Raw genomic sequence first — 25,726 nt, forward strand, 5'->3', positions numbered from 1 at the left:
CAGAACTCCATCACCCCCGTGGGAGAGCCCGCCAGGCTCTAGAACCACATTCTCGTTTCAAGGAGAAACAACATGGCACAGAAGTCGAAGGCCTACCGGGCCGCCGCGGCCAAGCTCGAAGAGGGCAAGTTCTACACGGCCGACGAGGCCGTCGCGCTCGCCCGCGAGACCGGTTCCGCCAAGTTCAACAGCACCGTCGAGGTCGCCCTCAAGCTCGGTGTCGACCCCCGCAAGGCCGACCAGATGGTCCGCGGCACGGTCATCCTGCCCCACGGCACGGGCAAGACCGCCCGCGTCATCGTGTTCGCGACCGGTCCGGCCGCCGAGGCCGCGCTGGCCGCCGGTGCCGACGAGGTCGGCGGCGCCGAGCTCATCGAGAAGGTCGCGGGCGGGTACACCTCGTTCGACTCCGCCGTCTCGACCCCGGAGCTCATGGGCCAGGTCGGCCGTCTCGGAAAGGTGCTCGGCCCCCGCGGCCTCATGCCCAACCCGAAGACCGGCACCGTGACCCCGGACGTGGCGAAGGCCGTGACCGAGATCAAGGGCGGAAAGATCGAGTTCCGCGTCGACAAGCACGCCAACGTGCACCTCGTCGTGGGCAAGGCCGCGTTCACCGAGGAGCAGCTCCAGGAGAACTTCAAGACCGCGCTCGACGAGATCCTCCGCCTCAAGCCGTCCTCCTCGAAGGGCCGCTACATCCAGAAGGCCGCCGTCTCGACGACCTTCGGCCCCGGCATCCCGCTGGACGTCAACGTCCTGGCCTGAGCCCGACACGCACCGACGTGAGGAGGGGGTCCGCTTCGGCGGGCCCCCTCCTTCGTCGTCCCGGCATACTGGTCCGGTGATCCGCCTCTCTCCGCCGCGCCTCGCGTGACCGTCCGCCGGGCGTCTCCCGCCGATGCCGCCGCCCTGGCCGAGCTGGCCGCCGCGACCTTCCCGCTGGCCTGCCCGCCGCACACGACGGAGGAGGCCAAGGCCGAGTTCATGCGCACGGTCCTGTCGGTCGAGCGCTTCCGCGACCACCTCGTCGACCCGCTCCGCTCGCTCCTGGTCGACGACGACTCCGGGGTTCTGACCGCGTACGCGATGCTCGTGCGCGGGGAGCCCGCCGATGCGGACGTCGTCGCGGCGATCCGGGTGCGTCCCACCGTCGAGCTCAGCAAGTTCTACCTCCTCCCCGGCAGGCACGGCTCCGGAGCGGCCTCCGCGCTGATGGGTGCGACCCTCGACGAAGCGCGTGCGCACGGAGCCGCCGGCACCTGGCTCGGCGTCAACGAGGAGAACGCGCGCGCTCAGCGCTTCTACGCCAAGCACGGTTTCGAAGTCGTCGGCCGCAAGCGCTTCCTCGTCGGCGCCCGCTGGGAGGACGACTTCGTCCTCGAGCGCCCGCTCGCCTGACCCCCTCCCGGCGAGATGCCACTTCGGTACGCGACACGCCGAGCTCAGCGTGCTGAAGTGGCATCTCGCGGAGGACGCGGAGGAGGGGGAGGAGCTCAGCCCTCGGAGACGGTGAGGACGATCTTGCCGCGGGTGTGGCCCGTCTCGAGCTGCTCGTGAGCCTCGCAGGCGCGGGCGAGGGGGAAGATGCCGTCGATGAAGACGCGGACGTCGCCCGACTCGAGCAGGCGCGAGACCACGCCGAGGGTCGCCCCGTCGGGTGCGACGCGGTAGGTGGAGGCGCGCACGCCCGCTGCGGCCGCCTCCTCGAAGAACCCGGGCCAGCTCCCGGTGGGCGCGTTCACGATCAGGCCCCCGGGCCGGAGGACACTCAGCGAGCGCGAGCCCGTGTCGTCGTGGACGTTGCCGACCAGATCGATGACCACGTCGACGCCGGACAGCAGCTCGTCGAAGCGCTCCGCCGTGTGGTCGATCACCTGCGCGGCGCCGAGCTCGCGCAGCCACTGCAGGTTGCGGGTCGAGCCGGTCGCGATCACCGAGGCGCCGAAGTAGGCGGCGAACTGCACGGCGAAGTGGCCGACTCCGCCCGAGCCGGCGTGGATCAGGATCCGCTGACCCTCGTGCGCCTTGGCGAGCTCCACGACCATGCCCCAGGCGGTGAGCGCCGCGAGCGGGACGCCGGCCGCCTCCACGTGCGAGAGCGTCGACGGCTTCCGCGCGATCGAGACGCTCGGCACGCTGACGTACTCCGCGTAGGAGCCCGAGTAGCGCGGCACCATGACGAAGCCGTACACCTCGTCGCCCGGCCGCAGCGGATGCGCCGGGTAGGGGCTCGAGACGACGACGCCCGAGAAGTCGTGGCCGAGGACGGCCGGATAGGAGGCGATCTGCGAGGCGACCCCCTGGCCCGCGCGCGTCTTCGCATCGAGCGGATTCACGCCGGCCGCGACCACCTTCACGGTGAACTCGGCGTTGATGGCGGAGGGGGTCGGCACGGTCGCCAGGTGCAGGGCGGAGGCGTCGCCCGGCGCATCGATCACCGCCGCCGTCATCGTGTCGGGGAGGACGACCTCCTCCGGGATCTCGCCGATCGCGAGGCCGTGCCCGAGCGCGCTGGTGTGCATCGTCGCCTTTCCTGTCGCTGAGGCGTGCGGGTGGAGCGTGCCGAGGACGTCGCCCCCGATCCCGCATCCGACGCCGCGTCCAGTCAACCGAGGCAATGAGTCGGCGCTGTTACGGGGGTGTCACCCTCGGGAGAAGATTGGCGCGCGGAGTCGCGGGCGCCCGGTCTGGCACGATGAGGGGATGCGACGCCGACGTTCCCTGCTGGTCGGCGGTGCCCTCCTGGTCCTGGCCGGGCTCGTGGTCCTCCTGGCCGCGCGGATCAGCATCGGCACCAGCCGCTGGGTCTACGTCAGCGAGATGGGCGCGCCGGACCTGCCGACGGCGGGCGCCTTCGAGGTCGCGCTGCTGCTCGTGGCGGCCGGCGGCGCGCTGATCGCCGCGGGCGCCTGGGCGGTGCGCGCCCGCCTGCTGCCCGCCCTCCGCCCGGCCGCGGCGATCCTCCTGGCGGCCGCCTGCTTCGCGCTCGCCTCGCAGGTGACCTGCACGGCGGGCTGCCCGCTGCCGGTCGGGCCGGCCTTCCAGTGGCAGGACCTGATCCACACCTCGGCCGCCGTGCTCGGCTTCGGCGCCGCCTGCGCCGCGATGCTCCAGCTGGCGACGGTGCGGGGGCGCCCGGCGGTCGCGCGCCTCTCGCTCGCCGCCGGGATCTCGGTGGCGGTCGTCGCCGGGACCGGCGGGATCCTGTCGCTGCTGCGCGTGTGGCTGCGGCTCGGCGGGACGCTCGAGTTCGTGGCGACGGCGATCGCGGTGCTCTGGCTCGCGTTCGTCGGCCTGGTGCTCGCGCTCGAGGACCTCAGCGCCGAGCGAGCCAGTCGCGGACGTGCCCGCGGATCCGGTCCTGCTGGGCGGCGAAGCCCTCGTCCCGCGACGGCACCCGCTCGCAGTCCGCATCCGGAAGAGCCCTAGCCCACGCCTCCGCGACCTCGACCGGATGCACGGGGTCGCGCTCCGCCGCGATCACCAGGGTGCGCGCGATGACCTCGCCCAGCTCTGCGGAGTCGCGGTAGGCGGCGTTCCGCGGGATCTGGGCGAGCCGGACGGCACGCTCGGCCGCCCGCGGGGAACGGAACTGCAGCGTCAGCGCCTCCGCCGACGCGGGGGACACCTCGGCGGCGCGCGCGAACAGGCCCGAGGCGCGGAACATCCTCTCGCCGCGCTTCGCGCCGTGGTCGTGCAGGAGCTGCGCGATGACGGGGAACACGGTGAGGTTGTCGGGAAGCGGCTCGGCGGTGAAGGCGGGACGCACGAAGACGGCGCGGTCGATCGGCAGCACGCGTCGGACGGCGAGGCGCAGGGCGATCGCGGCGCCCATCGAGATGCCGAGCACCGTGAGCGGCTTGTGCGCGGCTCCGGCCCGCACGACCTCCTCCGTCACCTCGTCGGCCAGCGCCTCGAGCGCGAAGTCGCCGGGCGCGCCGAGCAGCTCGGAGGCGCCGTGGGCGCGGACGTCCGGAGCGATGACCTCGCTGCCGGCGGGGAGGGCGGAGCGCAGCAGCCCCAGCGGCTGGGAGCGGTCGCCGCCCAGGCCGTGCAGGAGGAGGACCGTCACCGGGCGCGCGTCCGCTCGTGCAGCTCGGCCATCAGCATCCCCGCCAGCCGCACGAGGATGTGGATCTCGTCCTCGTCGCGGTCCACCCAGCGGGAGTTCGGCTCGCCCTCGATGGGCACGAAGTCGCGGTGCTGCTCCCAGACGACGAGCGTGCGCTCCGCGCCGAGGACGTACTGCTGCCAGAAGACCTGCCGCAGGTAGTGGCGCGGGATGCTCCGCCACGGCTTCGTCGTGGTCTTGATCTCGCACAGTTCGAGCCGGCCGTCCTCGCGGAGGCCGATGCCGTCGGGAGTGGCGAGGTGGCGCCGCTCCTGACTCGCGTGGAAGAGGGTGCTGCTGGGCTCGATCGCGTGCTCGCTCCGCACCCAGGCGGCGATCTCGGGTTCGCGGGCGCGGCCGTGGTCGGTGAAGGCGTTGCCGCCGAAGCCGGTGCCGTAGAGCTTGTCGAGCGCAGCCCTGCCGATCGCAGCGGGGGAGGAGAGGCGGGCGACGTCGGTCGCGGTGATGCCTCGCGAGCGGGCGCGGAGCCAGGCGACGCGGTCCGAGGAGTCGGCGACGACCCTCCGGAGGTGCGGGGGCTCGGCGTCCGTGAAGACGGGCTGCGTCTCCCAGGGGAAGGAGAGCTGCAGGTCGGGCACCGATTCATTCTCTGCCCCCTGCGGCGCCCGGTCGAATCGGCACGCCGACGCGCGGCGTCCCGCCGGTGCGGGACTGCTCGCGACAGCGGCTCAGGCGTCGAGGAAGGCGTCGACGTGCGCGGGGGAGAGGAGGTGGCGCCGGACCATCAGGGCCGCACCGCGGACGCCTCCGCCCTGGGCCGCGGCCTGCACGATGTCGAGCGCGCGGGTCGCCAGGGGGAGGGAGCGGCGGTAGACGACCTCGCGGACCCCGGCGAGGACCTCGTGGCTGGCCTGGGCGATGCTGCCGCCGACGACGATGACGGAGGGGTTCAGGAGGTTCACGCAGGTGGCGAGCACCTCGCCGATGTCGCGGCCCGCGGCGCGCGTGAGCTCGACGGTGGTGGGGTCCCCGCCGGTCAGCAGGGTGACGACGTCGGAGGTGCTGGCGGCGTCGATCCCGGACTCGGTCAGACGGCGGGCGATGGCCGAGCCGCTCGCGATCGCCTCGAGGTCGGCCTCGCCGCGGTCGCCGGGGACCTGCACGTGGCCGAGGTCGCCCGCGGCGCCGAGGGCTCCGCGCTGCAGGGCGCCGCCGCTGACGATCCCGGCTCCGATGCCGGTGGACACCTTCACGTAGAGGAGGTCGTCGACGTCGGCGTAGTGGTCGGCGTGCTCACCGAGCGCGAGCAGGTTCACGTCGTTGTCGACCAGGACGGGCACGGGGAGGCGGCGGCCGACGAACTCCGGGATGTCGAAGCGGTCCCAGCCGGGCATGATCGGCGGCTTCACCGGGCGGCCCGTCGCGTGCTCGACCGGGCCGGGGACGCCGACGCCGACTCCCGCGAGCGGGCCGGCAGCCGGAGTCCGGCCGAGCAGGGCCGCGGCGACGTCGAGGGCGTGGCCGAGGACGGCGAGAGGGCCGTCGGCGATGGCGATGCTCTCGCGGCGGCGGGCGAGGACCGTGCCGTCGAGGTCGGTCAGGGCCACGACGGCGTGCGCCGCGCCCAGGTCGACGGCGAGGAGGCTGCGCGCGCGGGGGTCGAAGGCCACGCGGGCGGCGGGGCGGCCGCCGGAGGAGGGGGCGTCGTCCTGCCGGGCGACCAGGCCGGAGGCGGTCAGGACGTCGAGCTGGGCGGAGACGGCCGCGCGCGGCAGGCCTGTCTCGGCGACCACGTCTGCCCGCGTCCGGGGCGCCCCGTCGGCCAGCAGGAGCAGCAGCTCGCCGACCGCGCTGACGGTGATGCGGCGGCGCGGGGACATGGCCAGAGTCAACCACAGCGCCCGCGCTTCTGCGCGGTGGGCGCCCGACTCGGCGGGCGTGCAGGGCTAGTTTTGCTTGTCCGTGAGCAAAAGTCCGCGTAGGGTTCGAGGCACACCTTCCGATGCGATCAGGAGCCCCACCGGTGGCCACACCCTCAGACCTCTCTGTCCAGCTCTACTCGGTGCGCGAGCCGCTCGCGGCCGATCTGCCCGCCACCCTCGACCGCCTCGCGGCGATCGGCTTCACCACGGTCGAGCTCTTCGGGTTCGTCGACCTGGCCGACGCCTACCGCGCGGCACTGCCCGCCAGCGGACTGCGCGCTCCCAGCGCCCACGCGCGCCTCCTCGGCCCGCAGGGCGACGCCACCGTGGACGAGATCCTCGACACGGCCGCCTCGCTCGGCGTCGAGACCGTGATCGACCCCTTCGTCGATCCGACCCGCTGGACCACCGCGGACGACGTCGCCCGCATCGCCGACGAGCTGAACGCGCTGGTCGACTCCGCAGCCGCCCGCGGCCAGGTGCTCGGCTACCACAACCACGCGTTCGAGTTCGAGAACCGCGTCGACGGCCGCAGCGCCTTCGAGCACCTCGCGGGCCTGCTCGACCCGCGCATGGTCCTCGAGCTCGACACCTACTGGGCGGCCGTCGGCGGCGACGACCCGGTCGAGGTGCTCGGACGCCTCGGCGGCCAGGTGCGCTTCCTGCACGTGAAGGACGGACCCGTCTCGGCCGACACCCAGGAGCAGCTGCCCGCGGGCGAGGGCGCGATGGACGTCCCGGCGATCCTCGCCGCCGCTCCGCAGGCCCTGCCCGTGCTGGAGTTCGACGCCTACGCCGGCGACATCTTCGAGGGCCTGGAGTCGGCCCACCGCTACGTCTCGGGGCTCGGCGCATGAGCGGCACCGGCCGCGTGGGCGTCGGCGTCATCGGCGCCGGCAACATCAGCACCCAGTACCTGACCAACCTCTCCGTCTTCCCCGACCTCGAGGTGCTCTTCGTCGCCGACATCGACCTCGAGCGGGCGAGGACCCAGGCCGAGGCGTTCGGCGTCCCCGCCTCTGGCACCGTCGAGGAGCTCCTCGCACACGAGGGCATCGAGATCGTCGTGAACCTCACGATCCCGGCCGCCCACGTCGAGGTCGCGCGCCGCGCGGTCGAGGCGGGCAAGCACGTGTGGACCGAGAAGCCCTTCTCGCTCGACCGCGACAGCGGGATCGAGCTGCTCGCGCTGGCGAAGGAGAAGGGGCTGCGTGTGGCGACCGCTCCCGACACCTTCCTGGGCGCGGGCCTCCAGACGGCGCAGCGCGTGATCGAGAGCGGAGCCATCGGCACGCCGCTCTCCGCCCTCACCCTCTTCCAGGGCCCCGGCCCCGAGTCGTGGCACCCGAACCCGGAGTTCTTCTTCGCCGAGGGCGGTGGGCCGCTGCTGGACATGGGCCCGTACTACATCACCACGCTCGTGCAGAACCTCGGCCCCGTCGAGAGCGTCACCGCCGTCTCGTCCCAGGCCCGCGCCACCCGCGTGGTCGGCTCCGGCCCGAAGGAGGGCACCGAGTTCCCGGTGACCATCCCGACGCACATCGGCGGGCTGCTCCGCTTCGAGTCCGGGGCCTCGGCCCAGGGCGTGTGGAGCTTCGAGTCGAGCCTGCCGCGCACCGGCTTCGTCGAGATCAACGGCTCCGAGGGCACCCTCGTCCTTCCCGACCCGAACCAGCACGACGGCGAGATCACCCTGCACCGCCGCGGGTCCGCCGAGCCGGAGGTCCTCGCGGCGACCGGCTCGACCGCCTCCCGCGGCACCGGCGTGCTCGAGCTCGCCCGTGCGATCCGGGCCGACCGCCCCGAGGCCGCCTCCGGGGACCTGGCGTACCACGTCACCGACGTGATGCTCTCGCTCCTCGAGGCCGCCGAGACCGGCGAGAAGGTCCTCGTCACGAGCTCCGTGACGCCCCGCCCCGCACTTCCCGAGAGCTGGGACCCGACCGAAGCGACCCTCTCCTGATGCCCGCACCCCTGCGCGTCGGCGTGCTCGGCGGCGGCTTCATGGCGGCCGTGCACAGCCGCGCGGCCCGGAGCGCCGGAGCGGTGCTCGCCGGCGTCGCCTCCTCCACCCGCGAGAAGGGCGAGCGGGCGGCGGCCGAGCTCGGCGTCGAACGCGCCTACCCGGACGCCCGGGCCCTGATCGAGGACGACAGCATCGACCTCGTGCACGTCTGCACCCCGAACGCCACGCACGCCGCACTCGCGCTCGCGGCGATCGAGGCGGGCAAGCACGTGGTCTGCGAGAAGCCGCTCGCCGCGACGCTGCGGGAGGCGGAGTCGCTCGCCGCGGCCGCGTCCTCCGCCGGCGTGGTGGCGACCGTCCCGTTCGCCTACCGCTTCCACCCGATGGTGCGCGAGGCCCGCGCCCGTGTCGCCTCCGGCGAGACCGGCCGTCTGGTCACGGTCCGCGGGAGCTACCTCCAGGACTGGCTGCTGGGCGCCTCCGACGACAACTGGCGCGTCGACCCGGCCGCCGGCGGCCGCTCGCGGGCCTTCGGCGACATCGGCTCGCACCTGGTCGACCTGCTGGAGTTCGTCACCGGCGACCGGATCGACTCGCTCGCCGCGATCACGAGCACGGTCCACGCCGAGCGCGGCGGCCGCCCGGTGCGCACCGAGGACGTGGCCGGCCTGATCGTCCGGCTCGAGGGCGGCGCCGTCGGCACGCTCCTCGTCTCGCAGGTCACCGCGGGCCACCGCAACGAGCTGGTGCTCGAAGTCTCCGGGCTGGAGGAGTCGCTGCGCTTCGAGCAGGAGCTCCCCGAGACGCTGTGGGTGGGACGGCGCGACAGCGCCCTGCTGGTGCCGCGCGACGCCTCGATCCTCGCGCCCGACGCCGCCCGGCTCTCGATCGTGCCGAGCGGCCATCCGATGGGCTACCAGGACGCCTTCACGGCGTTCGCCCGCGACACCTACGCCGCCGTGGCGGGCGCCGACGTCGAGGGTCTGCCGACCTTCGACGACGGCCTCCGCGCGGCGCGCATCACCGAGGCCGTGCTCGACGCGGCCGAGACAGGCGCCTGGGTGACCGTGCCCGCCGCCGACGACCGGACGGAGATCGCCGCATGAGCGACGAGAAGACCTACCCCGCCACCCGTCCCGTGACGCTGTTCACCGGGCAGTGGGCCGACCTGCCCTTCGAGGAGGTCGCCCGCCTCGCCGCCGAGTGGGGCTACGACGGACTCGAGATCGCGGCCTCGGGCGACCACCTCGACCTCAAGCGCGCGGACGAGGACGACGCCTACGCCGCCTCGCGCCTGGAGGTCCTCGACCGCTACGGCCTCGAGGTCTTCGCGATCTCGAACCACCTCACCGGCCAGGCCGTCTGCGACGACCCGATCGACTTCCGCCACAAGGCCCTCGTGCGCGACTACACCTGGGGCGACGGCGACGCGGAGGGAGTGCGGCAGCGCGCCGCCGAGGACATGAAGCGCTCGGCGCGGGTCGCCCGCAAGCTCGGCGTGGACGTCGTCGTCGGCTTCACCGGCTCGAAGATCTGGCCCTACGTGGCGCAGTTCCCGCCGGTGCCGGCCTCCGTCATCGACGAGGGCTACGAGGACTTCGCGACCCGATGGAACCCGATCCTCGACGAGTTCGACGCGAACGGCGTGGTCTACGCGCACGAGGTGCACCCCTCCGAGATCGCCTACGACTACTGGTCGAGCGTGCGCACCCTCGAGGCGATCGGGCACCGCCCGGCCTTCGGCTTCAACTGGGACCCGTCGCACATGATGTGGCAGGACATCGACCCGGTCGGCTTCATCGTCGACTTCAAGGACCGGATCTACCACGTCGACTGCAAGGACACCCGCCTGCGCGCGAAGAACGGCCGCGCGGGCGTGCTCGGCTCGCACCTGCCCTGGGGCGACCCCCGCCGCGGCTGGGACTTCGTCTCGACCGGTCACGGCGACGTCCCGTGGGAGGACGCGTTCCGGGCGCTGGAGTCGATCGGCTACTCCGGCCCGATCTCCATCGAGTGGGAGGACGCCGGGATGGACCGCCTGCACGGCGCGAAGGAGGCCGTCGGCTTCATCCGCTCGCTGCTCTGGAAGACCCCGACCGCGTCGTTCGACGCGGCGTTCTCGAACCAGTAGCCGGCGGCCCTGCTCGGAGGGACGCCGCCTCGATCCGCAGCGCACTGCGCGGACCCTGGCGGCGTCCCTCCGACGAGGAGAGGGAGCGTCAGCCCGCGGCCTTGGCGGCGCGCTCGGACTTGATGCGGGCCTGCTCGCGGCGGACCTCCGCATAGCGGTTCTGCTCGACGCGCAGCCACTCGGGGACCTCGTCGAGCAGGGCCTGGATCTCGGGAGTGGTCAGCGCCTCGGTGACGCCGCCGCGGGCGAGCCCCGAGATGGAGACGTTCAGCCGCGAGGCGATGACGGAGCGGGGGTGCGGCCCCTCCTCGCGCAGCTGCACGAGCCAGGCGGGCGGGTTCGCCGCGAGCTCGTCGTACTGCTCCCGCGTGATCGCCGACTCCTGGAACTCCTCCGGGGTCGCGGGCAGGTAGACCTGCAGCTTCTTCGCCGCGGTCGCAGCCTTCATCGTCTGTGTCGCCTTGGCCATGCGGCAACCCTACCGGCGCGGCGCGGACCACCTACCCTGAGGGGATGAGCGAGCAGCCCGAGACCGTCGACCCGCAGGCCGCTCCCGAGGCGGAGGGGCGTCCGGAGGGCGCGGCGGGCGCAGTGGACGCGGTCGGCGCCGAGCCGGACGACGCCGACGTCGAGGACGCCGACGTCGAGGACGACGACGCCGAGGACGCCGACGCCGTTCCCGCCGGCCCCGTGCTCGCCGTCGCCCTCGTGCCCGGCGTCACCCCCACCAAGTGGACCCGTGTCTGGGGCCAGCGCCGCTCCGATCTCCCGCTGCGCATCACCGTCGTCGCCGAGCGCGAGCAGGAGCGGGCGCTGCTCGAGGGCCGCGCGCAGCTCTCGTTCGTCCGCGGCGACGTCTCCTCCTCCGCCCTCAGCTCCATCCACCTCTACGACGAGCAGCCCGTCGCCGTCCTCGGCCGCGAGCACGCCCTGGCCGCCGCGGAGGAGCTCGACATCGCCGAGCTGGCCGGCGAGCACCTCCTCCAGGACCCGGAGGACGTGCCGGAGTGGGCCGCGGTCGCCGAGGAGCTCGCCGACGGCTCGCGACGCCCGCTGCCGCGCATGGCCGGCCTCGACGACGCGGTCGAGCAGGTCGCGGCCGGCGTGGGCGTGCTGATCCTGCCGCAGTCGGTGGCGCGCGTGCACAGCCGCAAGGACGTGACCGCGGTGCCGGTGACCGGCGTCGCTCCCTCCTCCGTCCGCCTGGCCTGGGTGACGGACGACAAGGGCGACGACGTCGAGGACTTCATCGGAGTCGTCCGCGGACGCAGCGCGAACACCACCCGCGGGACCGCCGCGACACCGAAGGTCGAGTCGCGCGCGAAGGCCGCCAAGGCGAAGGCGCGGGAGGCGCGCGAGAAGGCGGAGAGGGCCGGAGGCGGCAAGAAGAAGCCGGCACGCGCCAAGGCGGCCGCGCCGGCCGTGCGGCGGACCCGCAAGCCGCGCGGCCGCTGACCGTGGCCGACGACGCCGGCTGGTCGCTCCGCCCCGCGACCGCGGAGGACGCCGCGGCGATCGCCGAGCTGCGCGCGGTCGTCATGCGCCCGTCGCTCGAGACGCTCGACCGCTACGACGAGCACCGCGTGCGGCACCGCTTCCTCGACGGCTACCGGCCCGAGCTCACCCGGGTGATCGAGCTCGACGGCGCCTTCGCCGGGAGCATCGCCGCGCGGGTCGAGCCGGACGCGGTCTGGATCGAGCACTTCTACCTGGCGCCTCAGGTGCAGGGCCGGGGGATCGGCGGCGCCGTCCTCCGTCGCGTGATGGCGGAGGAGGCGCGGCCGGGACTGCCCTTCCGCCTCGACGTGCTGAAGCGCAGCGACGCCCGGCGCCTCTACGAGCGGCACGGCTTCCGGTTCGAGCGCGCTCTGGAGTGGGACGACATCCTCGTCGCGCCGCCCGTCTCCTGACCCCTGATCGGGGAGGGCGACGGGGCGCGGACCGCCGCTAGCATGAGCGCGATCCCCTCCGCCGGGTCGGCCGCAGGGCGACCTCCTCCTGGAAGCAGGCACTCCGCCGTGTCCCCGCTCGTTCTGAGGTCCGCCGCCTCCGCGGTCCTCGTCGCCGCCCTGGCGATCACCTCCAGCCCGCTCGCCTCCGCCGCACCGGCCGCCGCGCCGTCGGTCGCCTCCGTCGCCGCCTCCGACGCGCCCCGCTCGATCGTGCTCCCCGAGGGGCAGCCGCTCTGGCAGCCCAGCGCCGAGTCCCCCCTGCCCGCCGCGCCCGACCAGGCGCCGAGCGCCGCCCGCGCGAGCGCTGCCGCGTCGATCAGCGGCCGAGTCGTGGTCGAGGAGGCCGACGGCTCTATCGCGACCACCACCCCTCGTGGCGCCCTCCTGAACGTCGAGGTCTGGTCGAGCGAGGCGGGGCTCCTCGGGAACCGCTCCGTCGCCGGCGACCTCACCTTCAGCATCGACGGGCTCACCGCCGGGCAGACCTACTACCTGCTGATCAAGGACAACGCCGACCTGTACGCCGACCTCTGGTCCGGCGGCAGCGCCGTCGCCCGCAGCGCCGAGCCGCTCCAGGCCCCTGCGGCCGGCGTGCAGCTGCGCACCGCACGGCTGGGCTCACTCGAGGGCCGCCTGAGCGGCGTCGCGGGCGACCAGCGCGTCGACATCTGGTACCGCGACCCGGGCACCGACGGCTACTTCCGCACCGGCGAGCTCGATCTGATCACGGGCGGCGACAACCCGTACTCGTTCCAGCAGGTCGTCCCCGGCGACTACCTCGTCCGGGCGTCGAGCCAGAACGACGTGATCGACGACAGCTACTGGGACCACGTCCTGCGCTCCGGCGACGCGGGCGACGTGCGCGTCCCGGTCGGCGGATCGGCCGCCGGGATCGACCTCTCGCTGAGCAGCGACTACCAGCAGTACACCGGCCGCCTCGCCGGATCGGACCGCTACGCGACCTCGGTGGAGGCGACGAGCTACTTCTCCCCGGGCATCCCGGTGCTCTACGTGGCGAGCGGGGCGAACTGGCCGGATGCGCTGAGCGCCGGCCCGGCCGCCGCCGCCCTCGGAGGCGCGCTCCTGCTCACCGATCCCGACCGGCTGCCGCGGGTCGTCTCCGACGAGATCCGCCGCCTCCGCCCGGAGCGGGTCGTGGTCGTCGGCAGCGAGCTGAGCGTGAGCGCCGGGGTCCTCTCCGCGATCCGCTCGATCGTCGGCGGCACCGAGCGCATCGGCGGGACGGACCGCTACGACACCTCCCGCCGGATCGTCGCGGACGCCTTCGGCACCGGCCCCTTCTCGAACATGTTCGTCGCGACCGGCACGAACTTCCCCGACGCCCTGTCGGCCGCGCCGATCGCCGGCTGGCGTGCGCAGCCCGTCCTGCTGGTCGACGGAGCGACCTCGAGCGCCGACTCCGCGACCGAGACCGCAGTGCGGGACCTGGCCCCGGAGCACGTGGAGTTCCTCGGCGGCGACCCCTCCATCCGGGACGCGTACGTGGCGGACTTCGCGCGTCGCGGCCTCGCCCCCTCGGTCTCGAGGATCGCCGGACGCGACCGCTACGAGACGAGCGTCGAGCTGAACAGCGCCTACCCCCAGTCGCTGCTGCAGGACAGCGTCTTCCTCGCCGCGGGGTCCTCCTTCGCCGACGCCCTCTCGGGAGCGACGACGGCGGCGGCCCTGGGCTCGTCCGTGCTGCTGACCGAGCGCGACTGCGTGCACGACTCGACGCTCGCCTTCATGGCCTCCAGCTCGAAGAACTACGCGTTCCTGCTCGGCGGGGAGCCGACGCTCACCGAGGACGTGGCGAACCTCCGCAACTGCGAGTACGACTTCTGAGACGCGTGCTCCCGGGGTCCGGGGCTAGGGTGCGAGCATGCCTACGAGCGATGAGACCTGGACCCTGGCCGAGCACGACGTACCGGTGTACCGCAGCGGTGAGGGCGGCCGGGCGCTGATCCTGATCCACGAGGTCTGGGGGGTCGACGGGCACATCCGCTCGGTCGCGGACCGCTACGCGGCCGAGGGGTACAGCGTCGTCGCTCCCGAGCTCCTGGCCGACAGCGGCCTGCTCGAGCAGCTCGACGAGGAGCAGCGCGCGGACTACGACCACCCGGTGCGGCGCCTGCCGCGCCAGGTCGAGCTGCGCACCTTCTTCGCCCCCGTCTTCACCCCGGAGCACGCGACGCGCACCGTCGCGATCCTCCGCGCCCTCGTCGAGCGGCTCCTGCGGCAGGAGGGCGCGACCAGTGTCTCCGTCACCGGGTTCTGCTACGGCGGCACCTTCTCGTGGGCGCTCGCGCTCGCGGAGCCGCGTCTGGCGGCGGCCGTGCCCTTCTACGGCCACGTCACCGCCTCCGCTGAGGAGCTCGGCGCTCTGCAGGTGCCGGTGCTGGCCTTCCTGGGCGACCAGGACGCTCCCCTCGTCGAGCAGGTGCCGCGCCTCCGCGAGGCGACCGAGGGCAAGGACGTCGAGGTCGTCGTCTACCCCGGCGCGGGCCACGCCTTCTTCAACGACGCGAACGAGCAGACGTACCAGGCCGAGGCGGCGACCGACGCCTGGCCGCGGGCACTCGCGTTCCTCGGAGCGCACGCGGGCTGAGCGGACTGCGCGGCCCTGCCTGGCGCGCGGTCAGGCGGCCTCGCGCAGTCGCCCTCCGGCGAGGTGCAGGTGTCGCTGCGCACGGCGGGCGACGGCGGAGTCGTGGGTGACGAGGATCAGGGTCAGCCCGCGCTCCCACCACAGCTCCTCGAGCAGCAGCATGATCTCGTCGCGGGTGCCCTCCTCGAGCGCGCCGGTCGGCTCGTCGGCGAGGAGCACGCGGGGAGCCTCGACCAGTGCCCGGGCGATCGCGACGCGCTGCTGCCGGCCGCCCGAGAGCTCGGCGGGGAGGTGGTCGACCCGGTCGCCGGGACCGACGGGCACGAGGGCCGCCCGGGCCCGCTCCGCCCTCTCGCCGGCGCGGACCCTCTGTAGGGCGAGGGCGGCCTCGACGTTCTCGAGCGCCGTGAGGGTGGGGATCAGGTCGACGTTCTGGAACACGATTCCCACCTCCGTCCCGCGCACGGCGGCGAGGGCGCCGTCCGGTGCGGAGGAGAGCTCCCTGCCGTCGAGCCGGACCGAGCCGGACGTCGGCCTGTCGAGGGCGCCGAGCAGCTGCAGCAGAGTCGACCTGCCGCCGCCGGTCGGGCCCTGAACGGCCACCATCCGGCCGTCGGGGACGGTGAGGGTCACGTTCGCGAGCACGGTGACCGCGGTCTTCGCTCCCTTCCGAGGTGGGCGAGCGCGGATCGCTCGGCTGCCCCGACCGGAGGGAGGCCTCCTCTCCGGAGCGTCGCCGCCCGCTGTGCGCTCCAGATGAGCGGTGCCCTCTCCTCCGGGGGCAGCCCTCCTCCCGGGGCGGCCCCCTCCTCCCGGGGACACCCGCTCTTCCCGAGGCGGTGCCCGCGGTCGTAGGCTCGCGCACATCCGCAACGGGGGAGGGGCCGACGATGACCGCCACGAGAGAGACCGCCGCCCCACCCGAGCTCAAGCGGGTGCTCGGCCCCAAGCTGCTGCTGCTGTTCGTGGTCGGCGACATCCTCGGCACCGGGATCTACGCGCTCACCGGGCAGGTCGCGGCCGAGGTCGGCGGGGCCGCGTGGCTCCCCTTCGTGATCGCGTTCGTCGTCGCCACCCTGACCGCCTGCTCCTATCTGGAGCTGGTGACGAAGTACCCGCAGGCGGCGGGCGCCGCGCTCTACGCGCACAAGGCGTTCGGGATCCACTTCGTCACGTTCCTCGTCTGCTTCACCGTGATGGCGAGCGGGATCACCTCGGCCTCCGCCGCCTCGGGCGCCTTCGCGAGCAACTTCGCGATCGGGTTCGGCCTCGGCGACGGTGCGGGGACGCGCCTGAGCATCGCGCTGGTGTTCATGGTCTGCATCGCCCTGGTCAACCTGCGCGGTGTCGCCGAGAGCGTCGGGCTGAACGTGGTGCTCACCCTCATCGAGCTCTCGGGCCTGCTGCTGGTGATCTTCGTCTGCTTCTTCGCGGTGTTCGGCGGGCAGGCCGACTTCTCGCGGGTGGTCGCGTTCGAGGCACCGGAGGACAAGTCGCTGCTGCTCGCGGTGAGCACCGCGACCTCGCTGGCGTTCTTCGCAATGGTCGGCTTCGAGGACTCGGTGAACATGGCGGAGGAGACGAAGGAGCCCAGCCGCATCTTCCCGCGCGTGATGCTCACGGGTCTCGGCATCACCGCCGTGGTCTACGTGCTCGTGTCCACACTCGCCGTCGCGATCGTTCCCGTGGGGGAGCTGGCCGGCAACGACACTCCGCTCGTCACGGTCGTCGAGGCCGCGGCGCCCGACTTCCCGATCTCGACGCTCCTGCCCTTCATCTCGCTCTTCGCCGTGGCCAACAGCGCGCTGATCAACATGATGATGGCCAGCCGCCTGCTCTACGGGATGAGCCGCCAGGGCGTGCTGCCGCCGTTCCTGCAGAACGTGCTGCGCGGACGGCGCACGCCGTGGGCCGCGATCCTCTTCACGACGGTGATCGCCCTGCTCCTCACCGCCTACGTGTCGCGGGACCCCTCCGACCCCATCGCGGTGCTGCTGGGCGGGACGACCTCCCTCCTCCTGCTGGCGGTCTTCGCCGTCGTCAACGTCTCCGTTCTGGTGCTGCGGCGCCAGCCGGTCGAGCACCGGCACTTCCGGACCCCCACCGTGCTGCCGGTGCTGGGCGCGATCGCCTGCGTCTACCTGGTGCTGCCGATCACCTCGGGACGCGACACAGCCCAGTACGGGATCGCGGGGGTTCTGCTCGTGATCGGCGTCCTGCTCTGGGCGGCGACCTTCATCGACCGACGGGTCCGCGGCTACGCGCGCACGGCCGCGATCGCTCCGGAGGAGCTCGACGCCGATCCCGCCGAGGACTCATCGGGAGCGCACAGCGACGGCATCGGCCGGTCATAGCCGATCCATAGGGAACTCCCGATACTGGAGTCATGAGCACCCCGGCCCCCTCGAAGCACCTCGCCCCCGCGCAGCGCACCCGCCTCAAGCGGGCCGACGGGACGCCGATCCGCGTCCTCGTCGTCGACGACGAGAGCACCCTCACCGACCTGCTCCAGATGGCGCTGCGCTACGAGGGCTGGGAGGTGCGCACCGCCGCCGAGGGCCGCGCCGCGATCACCATCACCCGCGAGTTCCGGCCCGACGTGATCGTGCTCGACGTGATGCTCCCCGACATCGACGGCCTCCAGGTCCTGCAGCGGGTCCGCGCCGACGGCAGCGAGACCCCGGTCCTCTTCCTCACCGCGAAGGACGCGCTCGACGACCGGATCGCCGGGCTCACCGCCGGCGGCGACGACTACGTCACCAAGCCCTTCTCCCTCGAGGAGCTGGTCGCGCGGATGCGCGGGCTCATCCGCCGCAGCACCCTGCTCGCCAACGACGCGGACGACCCCGAGGTCGTCGTGGGGGACCTGGTGCTGAACGAGGACAGCCACGAGGTCCGCCGGGGCGGCGACGAGATCGAGCTGACCGCCACCGAGTTCGAGCTGCTGCGCTTCCTGATGCGCAACCCGCGCCGTGTGCTCAGCAAGGCCCAGATCCTCGACCGGGTCTGGTCGTACGACTTCGGCGGCAAGTCGAGCGTGGTCGAGATCTACATCTCGTACCTGCGCAAGAAGATCGACGCCGGCCGCTCGCCGATGATCCACACGGTGCGCGGCGCCGGCTACCTCCTGAAGCCCGCCGACCAGTGAGCCGCCCCGGCCGCCCGTCGCTCGGCGACTTCGCGACCCGCTCCGCCCTCCGCCGCTCCCGCCACGGCCGGCGCGCGCCGTGGACCCTGCGGCGGCGGATGGTCGTCGCCGTGGTCGCGCTCGTCGCGGTGACGGCGGGCGTCGTGGGAGCGGTCAGCGTGCTCTCGGCGCGCTCGATCCTCTACGGCAGCACGGATGCATCGCTCAGCCAGTCGATCACGCGCCTCCAGGACTTCGACGGGCCGAGCCGCTTCGGCGGGTCGAGTGCGATCGAGCAGGCCACGACCTGCCCGAGCGGATCCTTCGGGAGCGGCCCGAGCCAGAACCTCAGCACCATCACCGCCGTCCAGGGCTCGGACGGCTCCTTCATCGGCGCCTACGTCGATGCCGACGGGGTCTGCCGGCAGTTCTCGGACCCGGCCGACTCGGTGCTCGCGGCCGCCGTCGCCGCGGGGGGCGAGGAGGCGACCATCGAGCTGTCCGGGAGCCTCGGGACGTACCGCGTGCGCGCGGCCGCGGTCGAGGGCTCCCTGGTCGTCGTCGGCGTCCCCCTGGGCGAGGTCGCCGAGACGCTCGCCTCCCTCACCTGGGTGGTCGTCGTGGTGGTGCTGCTGGCGATGCTGCTCGTCGCCCTCGTCGCCACCGTGATCATCCGCGTGGCTCTGCGGCCCCTGGAGCGCGTGGAGGCGACGGCGACCCGCGTGGCCGAGCTGCCGCTGGACCGCGGCGCCGTCGAGCTGGTCGAGCGGGTCCCGGAGGAGGACGCCGACACCCGCACCGAGGTCGGCCGCGTCGGCGCCGCCTTCAACCGCATGCTCGACCACGTGACCGGTGCTCTGGAGTCGCGGCAGGCGAGCGAGGACAAGGTGCGGCAGTTCGTCGCCGACGCCTCGCACGAGCTGCGCACCCCCCTCGCGGCGATCCGCGGCTACGCGGAGCTGCCCCGGCGCGGCGGGACCGAGCTGCCGGAATCGGCGGCCTACTCCCTCGACCGCATCGAGTCCGCCGCCACCCGCATGACCTCGCTGGTCGAGGACCTCCTCCTGCTCGCCCGCCTCGACGAGGGCCGCGACCTCGAGAAGGAGCCGGTGGATCTGACACTGCTCGTGATCGAGGCGCTCTCGGACGCGCACGCCGCGGGCCCCGACCACGAGTGGGACCTCGAGCTCCCCGAGGAGCCGATCGAGATCCGCGGCGACGCCTTCCGGCTGCACCAGGTGGTCGCCAACCTGCTGCGGAACGCGACCGTGCACACGCCCCCCGGCACCCGGATCGTGGCAGCGCTCGCCGAGGAGGTGGCGGAGGGGCGGCCGATCGCTGTCGTGACGGTCACCGACTCCGGCCCGGGCATCGCGCCGGAGCTGGTGCCGGTGCTGTTCGAGCGCTTCGCCCGCGGCGACTCCTCCCGAGCCCGCACAACCGGATCGACGGGGCTGGGCCTGGCGATCGTGGCGGCGGTCGTCGACGCCCACGGCGGGCGCGTCCTCGTCGCGTCCGAGCCGGGGCGCACGAGCTTCCGCGTCGAGCTGCCGGCGGGCTGAGGGCCGCTGTGCGGTCTGCAGGCGACTGTGCCGTCTGCAGGGGACTGTGCCGTTTGCAGGGGACTCTACGGGTTGCAGGCGACTGTGCCGTTTGCAGGCGATCGTGCGGCCTGCAGGGGATCGTGCCGTCTGCAGGGCATCCGAGCGAGATGCCTCGTTCTGCGAGCAGAACGTCTCCGGACTCGGCCGATCCCCTGCGAATCGCACCTGCGAATCACCCAGCGTCCTGCAGATCGCACGCCCACCTGCAGATCGCACACCTGCAGGTCGCACGCGCTCCTGCAGGTCGCACGCCCACCTGCAGATCGCATACACGCCTGCAGATCGCACACCTGCAGATCGCACGCACACCTGCAAATCGCACACCTGCAAATCGCACACACACCTGCAGATTGCACACATGCCTGCAGATCGCACGCGCTCCTGCGCACCGCACCCGCCCCGGCAGTCCGAGCTGAGACCCCGGCCCGCCCCGCCTTACACCGAGACGCCGAGCCGGCGGCGCGCGTCGTCGAGGGTCCGCACCACGGCGACCACCTCGTCGAGCGGGTGCAGCGGCGACTCGCTGCGCCCCTCCGTCACGTACTGCGCGACGTGCAGCGCCTCCCAGGCGAGGCCCTCGCCGCCCTGGAGCGGCGTCCGGTCGATCCACGATCCGCTCTCGGAGCCGCGGGTGAGCGTCACGCCGCCCGGCGTCCAGAACGACGGATGCACGTCGATCCGCCCCGCGCGCCCCGCGACGCTCGCCGCGTGCCGGGTGTCGGCCAGCACGGTCGAGGTGGCCACCGACTGCACCCCGTGCGCGTGGCTGCCGACGATCGTCGCGGTCGCGTCGACGCCGGTCGAGGTCAGGCTGCCGGCGACGACGGTGCTCTGCGGGGTGCCCGCCACCATGGAGACGAAGGAGGAGGCGTAGACGCCGACGTCCAGCAGGCCGCCGCCCGCGAGCGCCGGGTCGAAGATGCGGCTGGAGGGGTCGAAGTCGAAGGCGGCGCCGAAGTCGGCCGAGACGACAGCGGGCGCGCCGACCGCTCCGTCGGCCAGCAGCTGCCGCACGACGTCCATGTGCGGCAGGTAGCGCATCCACATCGCCTCCATCGCGAACACTCCGGCGTCGCGCGCGGCGTGCACGATCATCTCGGCCTCGCCCGGGGTCGGCGCGAACGGCTTCTCGACCAGGATGTGCTTGCCCGCGGCGATGGCGAGCAGCGCCTGGCGGGCGTGCTCCGAGTGCGGGGAGGCGATGTAGACGACGTCGACCTCCGGATCCTCGACCACGGCCTCGTAGCCGGCCGAGGCCCGCTCGATCCCGAACCGGCTCGCGAACCGCTCCGCGCGCTCCAGCGAGCGGGAGCCGACCGAGACCACGCGCTGCCGGGTGTGCTTCTGCAGCGCCTCGACGAAGGAGCCGGCGATCGAGCCGGGGGCGACGACGCCCCAGCGCAGGACGGGGGAGTCGAGGAGGGAGGGGAGTCGGGGCTCGGGGAGCGTCAGTGCCATGCGTCCACGCTACGGCCCCGCGCCCGGCGGGGGCGAGGGGGTGCGCGGCGGTCCCCTAGGGTGTGACGGCACGCGCAGTCGCGGGCGGAGGAGGACGTCATGCCCGAGTGGTACACCCTGGGCGTCGTCGCCCTCGTGATCGTCGCGGTGGTCGTCGCGATCGTGCGCTTCCGGTTCAACCCGGTGCTGGCGCTGGCCGTCGGAGCCGCTGCGATCGGCCTGCTCACCGGTCTCGGCCCCGTCGACACCGTCTCCACGATGACCACCGGCTTCGGCGAGGTGATGATGGAGGCGGGCCTCCTGATCGGGTGGGGCGTGCTCATCGGCGCGATGCTCAACGAGATGGGCGCCGTCGTCCGGCTCGTCGAGGGCCTGATGCGCGTCTTCGGCCGCCGCGGCATCCCCTACGCGCTCGGACTCTCCTTCGCCACCTACCTGCAGACGATCTTCGTCGACGCGCTGATCGTGATCGCCGCCCCCCTCGCCCGGCGGATCGCACCGCGGCTGGGGCGGGCCGGCACCGGCATCGTCGCCGTCACCTTCGCCGTCGGGCTCGAAATGGGCATCGTGATGATGGTGCCGGGCTTCGCCGCCGTCGCGCTCGCGGGGCTGCTCGGAGTCCCCCTGGGCGTGATGATGCTCGGCGGGTTCGCGGTGGTGGCGCCGACGGTCGTGGTCACGATCCTGCTGATGTCGCTCGCGTTCCGCCTCGGCTTCTGGGACCCGGCCCGCGACGAGCAGCTGGTCGTGCGCGACGATACGACGGGCCTCGCGACCGTGGAAGCGGGATCCTCCGCGGAGTCCGCTCGGCTGCCGACGTTCGGCGCGAGAGCGCTGCCCGGGGCGTCCTCGGGCGCACCAGGAGGGGCGGTGGACGCGTCGCACGACGACTCGGACGGAGGGAGCCCGTCCCCCGCCGAGCCGGACGGCGCTCGCGAGCGCCCGCTCCTGCTCCTCTTCGCTCCCATGCTCCTCGCCCTGCTGCTCATCGCCGCGCAGGCGGTGCTCACCGTCTCCGGGATCGAGCTGCCGGTGCTGCAGTTCCTCGGGAACCCCGTCATCGCGCTCCTCCTCGCCGTGATCGGCACCGGAGTCGTCGGCCGGTCCACCGTGGGCACTGCGCGGATGGAGAAGGCGGTCGCCAAGGGCTTCCAGGACGGCGGGCAGATCTTCCTGCTCACCGGCGTCGGCGGGGCGCTCGCCGCGGTGATCGCGCAGGGCGACCTCGGCGAGATCCTGAAGGGCTACTTCTCGACCTCGGCGACCGCGCCGCTGCTGCTCGTCTGGGTGATGGCGGCCGTGCTGCACATCGCGGTCGGCTCGGTCACCCTCTCGGCGATCACGGCCGCCGGAGTCGTCGCGCCGGTCGCCGCCACGCTCGGCCTCGACCCGCTGCTGATCGCGCTCGCCGCGGGCTCCGGCGCGCTGTTCTGCATCCACGTCACCTCGAACACCTTCTGGCTGCTGCAGAGCTTCCTCGGCCAGTCGGTCCGCGGCGCCCTCAAGTCGGTGACCGTCGGCGTCTCCCTCGCCTCCGTCCTCGCACTCGGCGCCACGCTCGTCCTCTCCCTCTTCCTCTGACCGGACCGGCCGTCCTCCCTCCGCGAGATGCCAGTCCGGTATGCGACACGCCCGCCGAGGCGTACCGATGTGGCATCTCGCGGACCTGACCCGGCCGACACGCGACGGAAACATGGAGCCTCTATCTTCCTGAGAGGGTTCACATCCGATTCGGAGATCCAGACGCCGACGGGGGCCCGATCCGTTCCGTCACGCCTCGACAAGGGAAGAACTCCGCTTGAGATCTCGAACCGCCCTCGCCTCCGGATGCGCCGCGCTCGCGCTCGCCGCCGGCGGCCTCCTGGTCGCGCCGCCCGCGACCGCCACGACCGCGGCACCCGCCGACTACACCCGCGTGGACATCGTGCGTCCGCCGTCCGCCCCGATCGCGGTGCCGACCAGCTACCCGCAGCAGACCCCGCTGACCGAGGTGCCCGTCGACCCGACCGACGCCTCGCTCCTGCGCGGAGTCACCCCCTACGACGCCATCGCGCCGCAGCTCAACGCGCTCGCCGCCCGCTCCGACCGGGTCTCGACCCAGGTGGTCGGGAAGTCCGGCCTCGGCCGCGACATCTATCTGGTCACCGTCACCGCTCCCGAGACCGAGGCCGAGACGGCGCAGCAGGCCGAGTGGCGCGACCGGCTCGAGTACGAGCCCGCCGCCGCGGCCGCCGACGTCGAGCTGATGGACGGGTACAAGGTGCCGGTCTGGTTCAACGGCAACATCCACGGCAACGAGTGGGAGGGCAGCGACGCGATCCTCGAGTACATCGAGGGCGTCGCCACCGCTGAGGACGCGGAGACGGAGGCGCTGCTCGAGGGCAACCGCCTCTACTTCACCGTCACGAACAACCCCGACGGCCGCGCCCTCGGCCAGCGCGCCGTCGCCGCGGGCTACGACCCGAACCGCGACATGATCACCGGAGCCACCAGCGAGGCGGCCGTGATCCGCGACCTCTCCAGCGTCCTCCAGCCCACGTACTTCATCGACATCCACGGCTACACCGGGATCCTCCAGGTCGAGCCCTGCGGCCCGCCGCACGGCGAGAACTACGAGTACGACCTCTTCCTCCCGCACGCCTACGCGACCGCACTCGAGATCGAGCGCCGCGTCGTCGAGGCCGACGTGCCCGGCAACACCTACCTCGCCGAGGACGGCAGCGCCACCACGGACAACACCGGCAGGATCCTCATCCCCTACCGCGACATCCGCGCGGGCTGGGACGACTGGCCCCCGATCTTCGCTCCGCAGTACGTCGCCTTCCAGGGCGCGATCACCAACACGGTGGAGCTTCCGCTCGGCCGCACGGCCGACAGCACTCCGGAGGAGATCGCCCAGGGCCAGGCCAACGCGGACATCGACGTCGAGGTCGCCGGGATCGTCATGGACGCCTCCGTCGACTACATCGAGGCCAACCGGGACGCGCTCCTGAGCAACCAGGTCGCCATCTTCGAGCGCGGCGTCACCGGCGCCCCCGCCGTCGAGATCCCCGCCGACGTCTCCGCGGCCGACCTGCCCGCGGGCGTGCCGACCGAGTGGACCGAGATCTGGGACGAGACCGACGTCTACACGACCGAGTACCCGCGCGCCTACGTCATCCCGGTCGACGGCACGCAGCGCTCCGTCTCGGACGCCGAGACCCTCGTCGAGCAGCTCCTCGCCCACGGCGTCGAGGTGTCGCGGACCACGTCCGCCACGAGCGTCGGAGGCGTCTCCTACCCGGCGGGCACCTACCTCGTCGACATGCACCAGTCGGTCCGAGGCCTCGCCAACGTCCTCCTCGCCGACGGCAGCGACATCTCGAGCCGCGTGCCCGAGATGTACGACGTCTCGGCCTGGAGCCTCTCGCTCCTCTGGGGCGCCGACGTGCAGGCGATCGGCTCCACCACGGACGCTCTCCCGGCCGTCGGCCTGGAGCCGGTGACCGCCGTGGCTCCGACAGGCTCCGTCCCGGCGGGCGCCGACTACCTCGCCTTCGAGCCGCGCGGCGTCCTGGAGTACCAGGCCGTCAACGCGCTGCTGGCCGACGGAGTCGCGCTCGAGCAGTTCGAGGACGGCACCATCGCCCTGCGCGCCGACGCCGCCGGACTCGCCGCCGCCGAGGGGGCCGCCGCCGTCTTCGGCGTCGACTTCACCGCGACCACCGCCGACCGCGTGCGCGCCGAGGACGGGAAGGGGCTCGACGCCCTCCGCATCGCCTACTCCGGCACGAACGAGGACCGCGATGCGCTGGCCAAGCTCGGCTTCGCCGACGCGGTCGCCGTCGACGCGGCCGCGCTCGCCTCGGGCACCGCGACTCTGGACGGCGCCGACGTGCTCTACGTGGGACGCGCCCTCTCCTTCACCCCGGAGCAGGCCGCGGGCCGCGCCGTGGTCGAGGGGTTCCTCGCGGCGGGCGGCGACGTCGTCGGCCGCGGCGGCGCAGGAGCGGCCTTCGTGTCCGACTTCGGCCTGTCCGAGCTGACCGCGCAGACCGGCACCAGCGGCTCCAACGGCATCGTCTCGGTCGAGACGCCGGCCGGCGGAGTCCTCGGCGACTACCCGCAGGACACCGCCTTCGTCTCGCCCGCGCTGTGGTTCGGCGGCTTCGACGAGTCGGTCGCGGTCGAGCAGAGCTACTCGGAGGACGGCACGTTCGTCGCCGGGCACTGGGTCGACTCCGAGGGGCAGTCCCGGAGCGACGCGGCCGGTCAGGCCTCGGCCGTCTCGTTCTCGACGGAGTCGGGCACCGAGGGCTTCCTCTTCGGCACCTCGCCGGTGTTCCGCAACCACCCGGTCGGAGCCTTCAGCGACGTCGCCCGGGCGCTGCTCGCCGTGGCGCCGGAGGGCGCCGCCGTCGAGCTGCCGGGGACCCCGGAGCCCACGCCGACGCCGGAGCCGACCGGCTCGCCGGAGCCGACCGCGACGCCTGAGCCGACCGCGACGCCTGAGCCGACCGCGACGCCTGAGCCGACCGCGACGCCTGAGCCGACCGCGACTCCGGAGCCCACGGCGACGCCCGAGCCGACCGCGACGCCCGAGCCGACCGTGAGCCCCGAGCCCACGGCGACCCCGGAGCCGACGGTCGTGCCGACGGTCGTGCCAACGGCCGGACCGACCGCCACGGCCGCGCCGATCACCGCGCCGACCGGCCCCGGCGGCCTCCCCTCCACCGGAGTGGAGACCGGCTCCTGGCTGCTGCTCTCGGGAGGTGCTGTCGCCCTCGGCCTCGGCTCGCTCCTGATCGCCCGTAGCCGCCGCCGTGAGGACCAGGAGGTCTAGCCTCCGCCTCGGGGAGGGATCGGGCGCCCGCCGCCCGGTCCCTCCCCGAGGCGGAGGCTAGACC

The 25,726-nt window shown here is 73.3% G+C and carries 23 protein-coding genes; 16 read left to right on the forward strand and 7 right to left on the reverse strand.

Annotated elements, in window-relative coordinates; genetic code table 11:
- The first annotated feature begins 72 nt into the window (after positions 1–72).
- Together rplA and C5D44_RS14255 are read left to right on the forward strand one after the other, a co-directional pair.
- Positions 73–765: a 50S ribosomal protein L1 gene (gene rplA, locus C5D44_RS14250; protein ID WP_104223633.1), complete on the forward strand. Its 693-nt coding sequence runs from the start codon at positions 73–75 to the stop codon at positions 763–765.
- 105 nt (positions 766–870) lie between these two features.
- Positions 871–1,398 carry a GNAT family N-acetyltransferase gene (locus tag C5D44_RS14255; RefSeq protein ID WP_104282045.1) on the forward strand — a complete coding sequence of 176 codons (528 nt, stop codon included), beginning with the start codon at positions 871–873 and terminating at the stop codon, positions 1,396–1,398.
- A 95-nt stretch (positions 1,399–1,493) separates the two neighbouring features.
- Here C5D44_RS14255 and C5D44_RS14260 read toward each other — a convergent pair whose 3' ends face one another.
- Positions 1,494–2,522 carry an NADP-dependent oxidoreductase gene (locus C5D44_RS14260; RefSeq protein WP_374953941.1) on the reverse strand — a complete coding sequence of 343 codons (1,029 nt, stop codon included), beginning with the start codon at positions 2,520–2,522 and terminating at the stop codon, positions 1,494–1,496.
- Positions 2,523–2,703: 181 nt separating this feature from the next.
- Between C5D44_RS14260 and C5D44_RS14265 the strand changes: the two genes are divergently transcribed.
- Positions 2,704–3,429 carry a DUF998 domain-containing protein gene (locus C5D44_RS14265; RefSeq protein ID WP_104282046.1) on the forward strand — a complete coding sequence of 242 codons (726 nt, stop codon included), beginning with the start codon at positions 2,704–2,706 and terminating at the stop codon, positions 3,427–3,429.
- On the opposite strand, the gene C5D44_RS14270 is transcribed toward C5D44_RS14265, so the two are convergent.
- The 3 genes from C5D44_RS14270 to C5D44_RS14280 form a co-directional block, all read right to left on the reverse strand.
- A complete protein-coding gene (locus tag C5D44_RS14270; RefSeq protein ID WP_181118519.1) occupies positions 3,317–4,072 on the reverse strand; it encodes an alpha/beta fold hydrolase in 756 nt (251 codons plus the stop codon). The genes C5D44_RS14265 and C5D44_RS14270 overlap by 113 nt on opposite strands.
- On the reverse strand, positions 4,069–4,701 hold the full coding sequence (locus C5D44_RS14275; protein WP_104238303.1) for a YqaJ viral recombinase family protein: 633 nt from the start codon (positions 4,699–4,701) through the stop codon (positions 4,069–4,071). Before C5D44_RS14275 ends, C5D44_RS14270 begins: the two co-directional genes overlap by 4 nt.
- Before the next feature lie 99 nt (positions 4,702–4,800).
- Positions 4,801–5,952 (reverse strand): ROK family transcriptional regulator, encoded by a 1,152-nt coding sequence (locus C5D44_RS14280; RefSeq protein ID WP_104223637.1) that lies wholly within the window; start codon positions 5,950–5,952, stop codon positions 4,801–4,803.
- 143 nt (positions 5,953–6,095) lie between these two features.
- On the opposite strand from C5D44_RS14280, the gene C5D44_RS14285 reads away from it, so the two are divergent.
- Genes C5D44_RS14285 through C5D44_RS14300 form a run of 4 tightly spaced genes read left to right on the forward strand, consistent with a single transcriptional unit; the run spans position 6,096 to position 10,091 of the window.
- Positions 6,096–6,851, forward strand: a complete 756-nt coding sequence (locus tag C5D44_RS14285) for a sugar phosphate isomerase/epimerase (RefSeq protein WP_258067996.1) — start codon at positions 6,096–6,098, stop codon at positions 6,849–6,851.
- Positions 6,848–7,957, forward strand: a complete 1,110-nt coding sequence (locus tag C5D44_RS14290) for a Gfo/Idh/MocA family protein (protein ID WP_104282049.1) — start codon at positions 6,848–6,850, stop codon at positions 7,955–7,957. The genes C5D44_RS14285 and C5D44_RS14290 overlap by 4 nt, the downstream gene beginning before the upstream one ends.
- On the forward strand, positions 7,957–9,066 hold the full coding sequence (locus tag C5D44_RS14295) for a Gfo/Idh/MocA family protein (protein WP_104282050.1): 1,110 nt from the start codon (positions 7,957–7,959) through the stop codon (positions 9,064–9,066). Before C5D44_RS14290 ends, C5D44_RS14295 begins: the two co-directional genes overlap by 1 nt.
- Positions 9,063–10,091 carry a sugar phosphate isomerase/epimerase gene (locus C5D44_RS14300; protein WP_181118520.1) on the forward strand — a complete coding sequence of 343 codons (1,029 nt, stop codon included), beginning with the start codon at positions 9,063–9,065 and terminating at the stop codon, positions 10,089–10,091. Before C5D44_RS14295 ends, C5D44_RS14300 begins: the two co-directional genes overlap by 4 nt.
- Before the next feature lie 88 nt (positions 10,092–10,179).
- Here C5D44_RS14300 and C5D44_RS14305 read toward each other — a convergent pair whose 3' ends face one another.
- Positions 10,180–10,560: a DUF5997 family protein gene (locus tag C5D44_RS14305; protein WP_104282051.1), complete on the reverse strand. Its 381-nt coding sequence runs from the start codon at positions 10,558–10,560 to the stop codon at positions 10,180–10,182.
- Positions 10,561–10,604: 44 nt separating this feature from the next.
- On the opposite strand from C5D44_RS14305, the gene C5D44_RS14310 reads away from it, so the two are divergent.
- The 4 genes from C5D44_RS14310 to C5D44_RS14325 all read left to right on the forward strand — a co-directional run bounded on the left by C5D44_RS14310 (position 10,605) and on the right by C5D44_RS14325 (position 14,651).
- Entirely contained in the window at positions 10,605–11,546 is a 942-nt protein-coding gene (locus C5D44_RS14310; protein WP_104282052.1) for a LysR substrate-binding domain-containing protein, read from the forward strand.
- A 2-nt stretch (positions 11,547–11,548) separates the two neighbouring features.
- Positions 11,549–12,001 (forward strand): GNAT family N-acetyltransferase, encoded by a 453-nt coding sequence (locus tag C5D44_RS14315; protein WP_258065112.1) that lies wholly within the window; start codon positions 11,549–11,551, stop codon positions 11,999–12,001.
- A gap of 108 nt (positions 12,002–12,109) precedes the next feature.
- Entirely contained in the window at positions 12,110–13,888 is a 1,779-nt protein-coding gene (locus C5D44_RS14320; protein ID WP_104282053.1) for a cell wall-binding repeat-containing protein, read from the forward strand.
- Between the two features lie 37 nt (positions 13,889–13,925).
- Positions 13,926–14,651, forward strand: coding sequence for a dienelactone hydrolase family protein (locus tag C5D44_RS14325; RefSeq protein WP_104282054.1), 726 nt, complete (start codon positions 13,926–13,928; stop codon positions 14,649–14,651).
- A gap of 30 nt (positions 14,652–14,681) precedes the next feature.
- Here C5D44_RS14325 and C5D44_RS14330 read toward each other — a convergent pair whose 3' ends face one another.
- The gene (locus C5D44_RS14330) at positions 14,682–15,284 is read right to left on the reverse strand and encodes an ABC transporter ATP-binding protein (protein WP_308471649.1); all 603 of its coding nucleotides are present in this window, start codon (positions 15,282–15,284) and stop codon (positions 14,682–14,684) included.
- A gap of 257 nt (positions 15,285–15,541) precedes the next feature.
- Here C5D44_RS14330 and C5D44_RS14335 point away from each other — a divergent pair, with 257 nt between their 5' ends.
- From C5D44_RS14335 to C5D44_RS14345, 3 genes are read left to right on the forward strand one after another with little or no spacing between them, the layout of a single operon-like run.
- Entirely contained in the window at positions 15,542–17,005 is a 1,464-nt protein-coding gene (locus tag C5D44_RS14335) for an APC family permease (protein WP_104277380.1), read from the forward strand.
- A gap of 32 nt (positions 17,006–17,037) precedes the next feature.
- Positions 17,038–17,799: a response regulator transcription factor gene (locus C5D44_RS14340; protein ID WP_104223650.1), complete on the forward strand. Its 762-nt coding sequence runs from the start codon at positions 17,038–17,040 to the stop codon at positions 17,797–17,799.
- Positions 17,796–19,340: a cell wall metabolism sensor histidine kinase WalK gene (locus C5D44_RS14345; RefSeq protein ID WP_219815356.1), complete on the forward strand. Its 1,545-nt coding sequence runs from the start codon at positions 17,796–17,798 to the stop codon at positions 19,338–19,340. The genes C5D44_RS14340 and C5D44_RS14345 overlap by 4 nt, the downstream gene beginning before the upstream one ends.
- Positions 19,341–19,817: 477 nt before the next feature.
- Here C5D44_RS14345 and C5D44_RS14350 read toward each other — a convergent pair whose 3' ends face one another.
- Positions 19,818–20,840, reverse strand: a complete 1,023-nt coding sequence (locus tag C5D44_RS14350; RefSeq protein ID WP_104282056.1) for a Gfo/Idh/MocA family protein — start codon at positions 20,838–20,840, stop codon at positions 19,818–19,820.
- Between the two features lie 99 nt (positions 20,841–20,939).
- Between C5D44_RS14350 and C5D44_RS14355 the strand changes: the two genes are divergently transcribed.
- Both C5D44_RS14355 and C5D44_RS14360 read left to right on the forward strand, forming a co-directional pair.
- Positions 20,940–22,421, forward strand: coding sequence for a GntP family permease (locus tag C5D44_RS14355; RefSeq protein WP_104282057.1), 1,482 nt, complete (start codon positions 20,940–20,942; stop codon positions 22,419–22,421).
- A 217-nt stretch (positions 22,422–22,638) separates the two neighbouring features.
- On the forward strand, positions 22,639–25,662 hold the full coding sequence (locus C5D44_RS14360; protein ID WP_104282058.1) for a M14 family zinc carboxypeptidase: 3,024 nt from the start codon (positions 22,639–22,641) through the stop codon (positions 25,660–25,662).
- Positions 25,663–25,726: the final 64 nt, after the last annotated feature.

Origin of the sequence: Rathayibacter sp. AY1B5 (assembly GCF_002932795.1) — a bacterium.
Taxonomy (GTDB): domain Bacteria; phylum Actinomycetota; class Actinomycetes; order Actinomycetales; family Microbacteriaceae; genus Rathayibacter.

What these genes read in the sequence shown, in the direction of transcription:
- rplA (WP_104223633.1), top strand. Translation starts at nt 73, where the DNA reads ATGGCACAGAAGTCGAAGGCCTACCGGGCCGCCGCGGCCAAGCTCGAA.
- C5D44_RS14260 (WP_374953941.1), bottom strand. Translation starts at nt 2,522, where the DNA reads ATGCACACCAGCGCGCTCGGGCACGGCCTCGCGATCGGCGAGATCCCG.
- C5D44_RS14325 (WP_104282054.1), top strand. Translation starts at nt 13,926, where the DNA reads ATGCCTACGAGCGATGAGACCTGGACCCTGGCCGAGCACGACGTACCG.
- C5D44_RS14355 (WP_104282057.1), top strand. Translation starts at nt 20,940, where the DNA reads ATGCCCGAGTGGTACACCCTGGGCGTCGTCGCCCTCGTGATCGTCGCG.
- C5D44_RS14280 (WP_104223637.1), bottom strand. Translation starts at nt 5,952, where the DNA reads ATGTCCCCGCGCCGCCGCATCACCGTCAGCGCGGTCGGCGAGCTGCTG.
- C5D44_RS14265 (WP_104282046.1), top strand. Translation starts at nt 2,704, where the DNA reads ATGCGACGCCGACGTTCCCTGCTGGTCGGCGGTGCCCTCCTGGTCCTG.
- C5D44_RS14290 (WP_104282049.1), top strand. Translation starts at nt 6,848, where the DNA reads ATGAGCGGCACCGGCCGCGTGGGCGTCGGCGTCATCGGCGCCGGCAAC.
- C5D44_RS14350 (WP_104282056.1), bottom strand. Translation starts at nt 20,840, where the DNA reads ATGGCACTGACGCTCCCCGAGCCCCGACTCCCCTCCCTCCTCGACTCC.
- C5D44_RS14300 (WP_181118520.1), top strand. Translation starts at nt 9,063, where the DNA reads ATGAGCGACGAGAAGACCTACCCCGCCACCCGTCCCGTGACGCTGTTC.
- C5D44_RS14305 (WP_104282051.1), bottom strand. Translation starts at nt 10,560, where the DNA reads ATGGCCAAGGCGACACAGACGATGAAGGCTGCGACCGCGGCGAAGAAG.
- C5D44_RS14340 (WP_104223650.1), top strand. Translation starts at nt 17,038, where the DNA reads ATGAGCACCCCGGCCCCCTCGAAGCACCTCGCCCCCGCGCAGCGCACC.
- C5D44_RS14295 (WP_104282050.1), top strand. Translation starts at nt 7,957, where the DNA reads ATGCCCGCACCCCTGCGCGTCGGCGTGCTCGGCGGCGGCTTCATGGCG.
- C5D44_RS14335 (WP_104277380.1), top strand. Translation starts at nt 15,542, where the DNA reads ATGACCGCCACGAGAGAGACCGCCGCCCCACCCGAGCTCAAGCGGGTG.
- C5D44_RS14310 (WP_104282052.1), top strand. Translation starts at nt 10,605, where the DNA reads ATGAGCGAGCAGCCCGAGACCGTCGACCCGCAGGCCGCTCCCGAGGCG.